At 74.1% G+C, this 509-nt stretch carries 1 pseudogene; it reads left to right on the forward strand.

Annotated elements, in window-relative coordinates:
• Positions 1 to 210 precede the first annotated feature (210 nt).
• Positions 211 to 509, forward strand: a pseudogene (locus tag L0P92_RS44865) (winged helix-turn-helix domain-containing protein); the annotation flags it as partial.

The raw sequence follows: 509 nt of genomic DNA on the forward strand, positions 1-509 counted from the left end.
GTGTTTCTTCTCCTCTCCCGGCCCGGGGGGGGGGGGGGGGGGGGGCGGGGGGCCCCCCCCCCCCCCCCCCCCGAGGGCCGGGGTCGAAGGGGCAGCGCCCCTGGAGGATGGGAATGGTAGGGGCGGCGGGGGCGAGATCCATCCCCGGCTCCGCCCCAAAACCCACAGCTCACCCCCCACTGTCAGTGCCACCCCCTATCGTCCGATCGCATGACGACCCCGCGCCCCACCACCGAACTGACGGCAGACGAAGCCCGCCGCATCGCCCTCCGCGCACAGGGCTTCCTCGGCACCCCCAACCGCAGATCCGGCGTCCGCGGCATCCTCCGTCACCTCGGCGCGGTCCAACTCGACACCATCTCGGTCCTGGCCCGCTCCCACGAACTCATCCCGTACGCCCGCCTGGGCGCAGTGGGCCGCAAGGCGATCGAGACCGCCTATTGGACGACCCCGTCCAGACCCACCACAGCCACAGCCCCCACAACCGCACCCCCGGCCGCGGGGCCCCA

It is taken from the genome of Streptomyces muensis, from assembly GCF_021474425.1.
Classification (GTDB): Bacteria; Actinomycetota; Actinomycetes; order Streptomycetales; family Streptomycetaceae; genus Streptomyces; species Streptomyces muensis.